We start from the raw sequence: 7349 nt of genomic DNA on the forward strand, positions 1-7349 counted from the left end.
GCGGCCGGGGCGGGCGCGCTGTTCGCGCTCGCCGCAGGCGTCGCGACAGCCGGGATGCTGGGCCTGGCCGTCGTGCTCACCGTCTCGATCTGACGGCGACGCGGCGCCGCCCACAGCCCGACGGTGCGGAACCCGGCATTGCCCATCGACGAGTCGGGGGTGTTCTGCGAGCGGGCCGAGTTGCGGTAGCGGTTGCAGTACGACGAGTGGCAGAGATAGCTGCCGCCGCGCAGCACGCGTGACTGCCCCCGTTCCGGTCCGGTGGGAGCGTGCTCGGGCGACGTTCGGTAATAGCCGGGCGAGAACCAGTCCGACGCCCACTCCCACACGTTGCCGACCATCTGCCACAGTCCGTACCCGTTGGGTTCGAACGAGCGCACCGGTGCGGTGGTCAGCCAGCCGTCCTCGAGGGTGTTGATCCGCGGGAACTCGCCCTGCCAGATGTTCGTGCGCCAGCCGCCGTCGTCGACCTCGTCATCGCCCCACGGGTACTTGCGCTGCTCGAGACCGCCGCGCGCGGCGTACTCCCACTCGGCCTCGGTGGGCAGTCGCCGCCCCGCCCAGTCGCAGTACGCCTGGGCGTCGTTCCAGCTGATGTGCACCACCGGGTGATCGCCCAGCCCGTCGACGCCCGAGCGCTGCCCGCCGGGATGACGCCAGTCCGCGCCGCGCACGCCGATCCACCACGGGGTCTGCGGCGGTCGGCCCAGCACGTCGCCGTCGTCGGCGGCGAGGGCGAGATGGAACACCGCCGAGAAGCCGAACTCCTCGGCCTCGGTGCGGTAGCCGGTGTCGTCGACGAAGACTGCGAAGTCGTCATTGGTCACGCTCGTGGCATCCATCGAGAATGCGTCGAGCATCACCCGGTGCAGCGGCACCTCGCCATCGGCGGCATTGCGGTCGCCCGAGGAGTCACCCATGACGAACGACCCGGCCGGCACGATCACCTGCGGCACGGCGTGCTGCGACGATCGTGCTGCGGGCGCCGCGCCGGGGCGCAGCGACACCGTCGCGAAGGCCGACCGAGAGGGCGTGCCGCAGCCGCACGAGCATCCAGCGTCCACAACTCATCCTTCCGAGGTCACCGACCGTGCGGATGACCGTCAATCGAGCCTAACCGGGACACTGCGCCGGACGTGCGGGAATAGTTGATGTCCAGCAATAGTTGATGACTGTCAACGATCAGTGATACCGTTGCGAAAGATCAACAATCTTCCAGGAGCTGCACCTTTTGACCTCTCTTTCCTCCCCTCCGTCTTCGACCACTCGCTCCGCGCGTGAAGTCTTCACCGCCATCTCCGGCCTCATCGTCGGCATGTTCGTCGCCGTGCTCTCGGGCACCGTCGTCTCGACGTCGCTGCCGGTCATCATCGCCGACCTCGGCGGAACGCAGGCGCAATACACCTGGGTGATCACCGCCAGCCTGCTGGCGACGGCGGTCTCCACCCCGATCTGGGGCAAGCTCGCCGATCTGCTCGACCGCAAGGTGCTCGTGCAGGTCTCGCTCGTGCTGTTCACTGTCGGCACGGTGATCTCGGGCTTCTCCACCGACACGAACATGCTCATCGCCGTGCGCGTCGTGCAGGGGATCGGCGTCGGCGGACTGATGTCGCTGGTCATGGTCGCGGTCGCCCTCATCATCTCTCCCCGCGAGCGCGGCAAGTACATGGGTGTGGTCGGCGGCATCATGGCCTTCGCCACGATCGGCGGACCGCTGCTGGGCGGTTTCATCACCGACGTGTGGGGCTGGCGCGCGAACTTCTTCGTAGGCGTGCCCTTCGCCGTGCTCGCGCTCGTGCTGCTGCAGTTCACCCTGCACCTGCCCAAGCCGCAGAACGTCAAGGTCTCGATCGACTACCTCGGCATCGCGCTGCTCGCCGTAGGCGTCTCGGCGCTGCTGATCTGGGTCTCGATGGGCGGCTCGCAGTTCGAGTGGGACTCGTCGACCAGCTACGTGCTCGGCATCGGCGCCGCCGTCGTGATCGCCGCGTTCATCGCGGTCGAGTTCTTCGTCGCCGAGCCGATCGTGCCGATGACGCTGTTCAAGAACCGCACGTTCACGCTGTCGGTGATCGCATCGATCGCGATCGGCGTGTCGATGTTCGCCACGTCGGTGTTCCTCGCGCAGTACTTCCAGCTCGCCCGCGGCGCGACGCCCACGGAGTCGGGTCTGATGACCATCCCGATGATCGTCGGTCAGATGGGCGCGTCGATCATCATCGGGCAGCTCGTGAGCCGCTTCGGCAAGTGGAAGGGCTGGATGATGCTGGGCTCGGTGCTCACCCTCATCGGGGTGTCGCTGATGTCGACGCTGCGCTGGGACACGCCCTTCATCCTCGTCGCGATCTACATGTTCGTGCTGGGTGCGGGCCTCGGCATGGTGATGCAGAACCTGACCCTGATCGTGCAGAACGACACGCCTCCGCAGCAGCTGGGCGCCGCGTCGTCGGGCGTGAACTTCTTCCGCACCATCGCCGGCACCATCGGCGTGACCATCATGGGCTCCATCCTCGCGACCAACGTGGGCTCGTACATCAAGGACGACCTCGGCTCCTTCGTCCCGAAGTCGCCCGACGAGGTGAGCGCTCTGAAGTCGCTCGGCTCCGGCAACGTCCCTGACGTGTCGTCGCTGCCCGAGAGCATCCGCCGGGTGGTGGAGTCGGCCTACGGTCTCGGCATCGCCGACGCCTTCGTCATCGCCGTGCCGCTGGCCGTGATCGGCGTGATCGCGATCGCCTTCATCCGCAACAAGCCGCTGTCGACGAAGAACTCCGCCGAGCAGCTGCGTGAGCAGGCCGAGGGATCGGCGATCGAGGTCGCCGAGGCCGAGGTCGGCGGGTCGACCGGCAGCATCCGCGTGGTCGAGAACGACGGGCGCGTGCGAGAGCAGGTGCGCTGAGGTGCAGACGCAGAGCGTCGATGATGCGCTGGCCGACTTCCAGGGGCATCTGAACCTCATCTTCGCTCGCGCGAAGACGCTGTGGCGAGAGTCGGCAGCGCGGATGCATCCCGACCTGCAGCCTTCCGGATACAAGCTGCTGGCGTACATCGCCCGCACGGGCGGGGCGAACGCTCACCAGCTGGCCGAGCTGTTCGAGATGGACAAGTCGATGGTGAGCCGTCAGATCCGGATGCTCGAGGAGTTCGGCCTGCTCGAGTCACGCCCCGACGAGCGCGACGGACGGCTGCGGGTGCTCACCGCGACGGCCGGGGCGCAGGAGGCGCTCGGCCAGCTGCGGGCGGAGAACGCCGAGCGGATGCGGGCGGTGCTCGCCGAGCTGACACCGGATGAGGTGCAGGCCGCGTCGAAGGCGTTCCGCCTGCTCGCCGAGGTCTGAGCCTCGGGGGTCTCGTGGATGCGGGGTCGGTTGTGCACGGTTTCGGCGCTGGATGCGTACGCACGTGACCTCGCACCGCGGCGACCGCGGGGCGGCAGCGGGGCCGCTGCGGTTTAGGCTGGCGAGGTGAGCGACATCGCGGCTGATCCGCCTGCCACCGAGGGGTCTCTCGACGGTGCGGCCCTCGACGATGCCGTGCACCGCGTCGAGCGCGAGCTCGGTCGGCTGTTCGCGCGGATCCGCATCGGGTGGCGCGAGGCGGCTGCCACCGTGCATCCCGAGCTGCAGCCGCTGGGGTACCAGGTGCTCGTCTCGATCGTGAACGGCCTCGGCAGCGCCGGCGAGATCATCGAGCGCCTGCAGACCGACAAGTCGGCGGTCAGCCGTCAGGTGAGTCGTCTCACCGAGTTGGGGCTGGTCGAGAGCATCCGGGATGCCGATGACCGGCGCGCGCGCCGTCTGGTCGCCACTCCGCTGGCCATCGAGCGGGTGGCCGCGGCGCGTGCGGCGTACGAGAGCCGCCTCGGCGAGCGCCTGCGGCGCTGGTCAGCCGAGGACCTCGACCACTTCGCCGAGCTGCTCGACGGCCTCGCCGGCTGAGTGAGGTTGCGACGCCGAGAAGAAGATGCTTCTATGTGGGAAAGCGTTTACCCAATCTTCTCCGGCGGTACTCTCCGACGGGATTCGACCCTCCACAGAACGGACCACCATGACTGACGTGCGTGAGATCGGCATCATCATGAACGGCGTCTCCGGACGCATGGGCTACCGCCAGCACCTGGTGCGCTCGATCCTCGCGATCCGCGACCAGGGTGGCGTCGAGCTGCCCGACGGATCGAAGGTCACCGTCAAGCCGCTGCTCGTCGGCCGCAGCGAGGCGAAGCTCGCCGAGCTCGCCGCCACGCACGGCATCGACGACTACACCACCGACCTCGACGCGGCGCTCGCCGACCCGCAGTGGGAGATCTATGCCGACTTCCTCGTGACGAAGGCCCGGGCATCCGCCATCCGCAAGGCCATCGCCGCCGGCAAGGCGATCTACACCGAGAAGCCCACCGCCGAGTCGCTCGACGAGGCGCTCGAACTCGCCCGCCTCGCCGAGCAGGCCGGCGTGAAGACCGGCGTCGTGCACGACAAGCTGTACCTGCCGGGTCTGCAGAAGCTCAAGCGCCTGATCGACTCGGGCTTCTTCGGCCGCATCCTCTCGGTGCGCGGCGAGTTCGGCTACTGGGTGTTCGAAGGCGACTGGCAGCCCGCGCAGCGCCCCAGCTGGAACTACCGCACCGAAGACGGCGGCGGCATCATCAGCGATATGTTCCCGCACTGGAACTACGTGCTCGAGAACCTCTTCGGCGAGGTCAAGAGCGTCTACGCCCAGGCGGCCGTGCACATCGCCGACCGATGGGACGAGAAGGGCGAGCACTACACCGCCACCGCTGAGGACGCCGCCTACGGCATCTTCGAGATCGAGGGCGGCGTGATCGCCGAGATCAACTCGTCGTGGACCGTGCGCGTCAACCGCGACGAGCTGGTCGAGTTCCAGGTCGACGGCACGCACGGCTCGGCCGTGGTCGGTCTGTTCGGCGCCAAGATCCAGCCGCGCAACGCCACGCCGAAGCCGGTCTGGAACCCCGACCTCGAAGACACCCACGACTACGACGCCGACTGGCAGAACGTGCCCACCAACGACGTCTTCCTCAACGGGTTCCGTCAGCAGTGGGAGGAGTACCTCACCTCGTACGTGCTCGGCACCGACTACCCGTTCGACCTGCTAGCCGGTGCGCGCGGCGTGCAGTTCGCCGAGGCGGGCCTGACCTCGAGCGCCGAGGGCCGCAAGGTCGCCATCGAGAAGCTGTCGCTGTGACCACGCTGCGCCTGCTCTCGGCATCCGGAGAGCTCTCCGACGCCGCGCTCAACGACGCGGGCGCGTACACGCGCCCGACCTCGGCGCTGCGCTCGCGCGTGGCGTACGCGGCCGCGCACGTCGTGCCCGTCGTGTCGGGCGACAACACCCCCGGACGGCCCGCCGACATCGACTGGGACGCCACACTCGCGTTCCGCCGCAACGTGTACTCGTGGGGGCTGGGTGTGGCGGATGCCATGGACACCGCCCAGCGCAACATGGGCCTCGACGCGGCCGCGACGCGTGAGCTGATCGCCCGCAGCGCCGAGGTGGCGCGCGAGGAGGGCGGCTCGGTCGTGGTCGGCGTGAACACCGACCACGTCGATGAGACGCACATCTCGCTGCAGCAGGTCGTCGACGCCTACCTCTCGCAGCTCGAGTTCACCGAGCAGCAGGGCGCGGGCCCGGTGCTCATGGCATCGCGTCACCTCGCCCGCGTCGCGGAGTCGGCCGACGACTATCGCCGCGTGTACCGGGCCGTGCTCGACCGCGCCACGACCCCGGTCGTGCTGCACTGGCTGGGCACCGCGTTCGACCCCGAGCTGGAGGGCTACTTCGGCGCGAGCGACTGGCAGACGGCATCCGAGGTCCTGCTGGACATCATCAATGAGAACCCCGCGAAGATCAGCGGCGTCAAGATGAGCCTGCTCAACGCCGCGAGCGAGATCTCGGTGCGCGAGCGCCTGCCCGAGGGCGTGCGCATGTTCACCGGTGACGACTTCAACTACGTCTCGCTGATCGGCGACTCGCAAGTGGGCGCGCGGTCGCACTCCGACGCGCTGCTCGGCGCGTTCGCGGCGATCACACCGGTGGCCTCGGCGGCGATCCAGGCGCTCGACGCCGGCGACGACGGCGGGTACCGCCGCATCCTCGGTCCCACCGAAGAGCTCAGCCGTCAGATCTTCGCCGCGCCGACCTTCTACTACAAGACCGGCGTCGCGTTCCTGTCGTGGCTGAACGGCCACCAGCCGGCGTTCCAGATGGTCGGCGGACTGCACTCCGCGCGCAGCCTGCCGCACCTCTCACGCATCGTCGAGCTCGCCAACGCCTCGCTCGCCCTCGAGAACCCCGAGCTGGCGCGCGAGCGCTGGCACGGGATGCTGACGCTGAACGGACTGGACGCATGACCGCCGCCGACCCGCGCCTGTCGATCAACCAGGCGACGATCAAATACGCCGACCTCGCCACCGCCCTTCGGGTGACCGCGGACGCCGGCGTGCAGTCGATCGGGCTGTGGCGGGAGCCGGTGAACGAGGTCGGCCTCGACACCGCCGCGAAGATGCTCACCGATTCGGGCCTGCGCTTCTCGACCCACTGCCGCGGAGGGTTCTTCACCCTTCCGGCCGGGCAGGCGCGCGACGCCGCGCTCGACGACAATCGCCGGGCGATCGACGAGACGGCCGCTCTGGCCGCGGCGGGAGCCGACGGCTCCACGGCCGTGCTGGTGCTCGTCGCGGGCGGCCTGCCCGAAGGGTCGCGCGACCTGATCGGTGCGCGCGAACGGGTTCGGGATGCCATCGGCGTGCTCGCCCCGTACGCGCAGAGCGCCGGGGTCACCCTGGCGATCGAGCCCCTGCATCCGATGTTCGGCTCCGACCGCTGCGTGGTGACCACACTCGGCCAGGCGCTCGACATCGCGGCCGACTTCGACGCCGACGTGGTCGGCGCCGCGGTCGACACGTTCCACATCTGGTGGGACCCGCAGGTGTACGAGCAGATCGCCCGCGCGGGGCGCGAGGGCCGCATCTCGACGTACCAGGTGTGCGACTGGAAGACGCCGTTCCCCGCCGACGTGCTGCTCTCGCGGCACTACATGGGCGACGGGATCATCGACTTCGCCTCGCTCACCCGAGCGGTCGCCGAGACCGGGTACGACCGTGACATCGAGGTGGAGATCTTCAACGCCGACATCTGGTCGGATGCGCCCGAGAAGGTCGTCGCACGCACGGCGGACGCGTTCGCCGCCACGGTCTCACCGCACCTGTGATCGCGCGATGTGATTTCGTAGGGATATCGGCATCGTCGGGGAGGCGCGCATGATCAGAGCGGGACTGTGCTCGGTGACGTTCCGGCAGCTCGCCGCCGAGGAGGTCGTCGTGCGGGCGGCC

The 7349-nt window shown here is 68.9% G+C and carries 7 protein-coding genes; 6 read left to right on the forward strand and 1 reads right to left on the reverse strand.

Annotation, left to right across the window (positions count from 1 at the left end):
- Positions 1-1064 (reverse strand): formylglycine-generating enzyme family protein (locus RT309_RS12600; protein ID WP_313357537.1); only part of this gene is annotated, 1064 nt, incomplete at its 3' end.
- Positions 1065-1231: 167 nt separating this feature from the next.
- On the opposite strand from RT309_RS12600, the gene RT309_RS12605 reads away from it, so the two are divergent.
- From RT309_RS12605 to RT309_RS12630, 6 genes are all read left to right on the forward strand, one after another.
- Positions 1232-2899 carry an MDR family MFS transporter gene (locus tag RT309_RS12605; protein ID WP_313357539.1) on the forward strand — a complete coding sequence of 556 codons (1668 nt, stop codon included), beginning with the start codon at positions 1232-1234 and terminating at the stop codon, positions 2897-2899.
- A gap of 1 nt (position 2900) precedes the next feature.
- Positions 2901-3338: a MarR family transcriptional regulator gene (locus RT309_RS12610; protein ID WP_313357541.1), complete on the forward strand. Its 438-nt coding sequence runs from the start codon at positions 2901-2903 to the stop codon at positions 3336-3338.
- A gap of 126 nt (positions 3339-3464) precedes the next feature.
- Positions 3465-3938, forward strand: a complete 474-nt coding sequence (locus tag RT309_RS12615; RefSeq protein ID WP_313357543.1) for a MarR family transcriptional regulator — start codon at positions 3465-3467, stop codon at positions 3936-3938.
- A gap of 109 nt (positions 3939-4047) precedes the next feature.
- Positions 4048-5202: a Gfo/Idh/MocA family oxidoreductase gene (locus RT309_RS12620; RefSeq protein WP_313357544.1), complete on the forward strand. Its 1155-nt coding sequence runs from the start codon at positions 4048-4050 to the stop codon at positions 5200-5202.
- Complete coding sequence (locus RT309_RS12625) at positions 5199-6368, forward strand: dihydrodipicolinate synthase family protein (protein ID WP_313357546.1); 1170 nt, start codon at positions 5199-5201, stop codon at positions 6366-6368. Before RT309_RS12620 ends, RT309_RS12625 begins: the two co-directional genes overlap by 4 nt.
- Complete coding sequence (locus RT309_RS12630) at positions 6365-7228, forward strand: sugar phosphate isomerase/epimerase family protein (protein WP_313357547.1); 864 nt, start codon at positions 6365-6367, stop codon at positions 7226-7228. The genes RT309_RS12625 and RT309_RS12630 overlap by 4 nt, the downstream gene beginning before the upstream one ends.
- The last annotated feature ends 121 nt before the right edge of the window (positions 7229-7349 follow it).

This window comes from Microbacterium sp. (assembly GCF_032084865.1).
Lineage (GTDB): Bacteria > Actinomycetota > Actinomycetes > Actinomycetales > Microbacteriaceae > Microbacterium.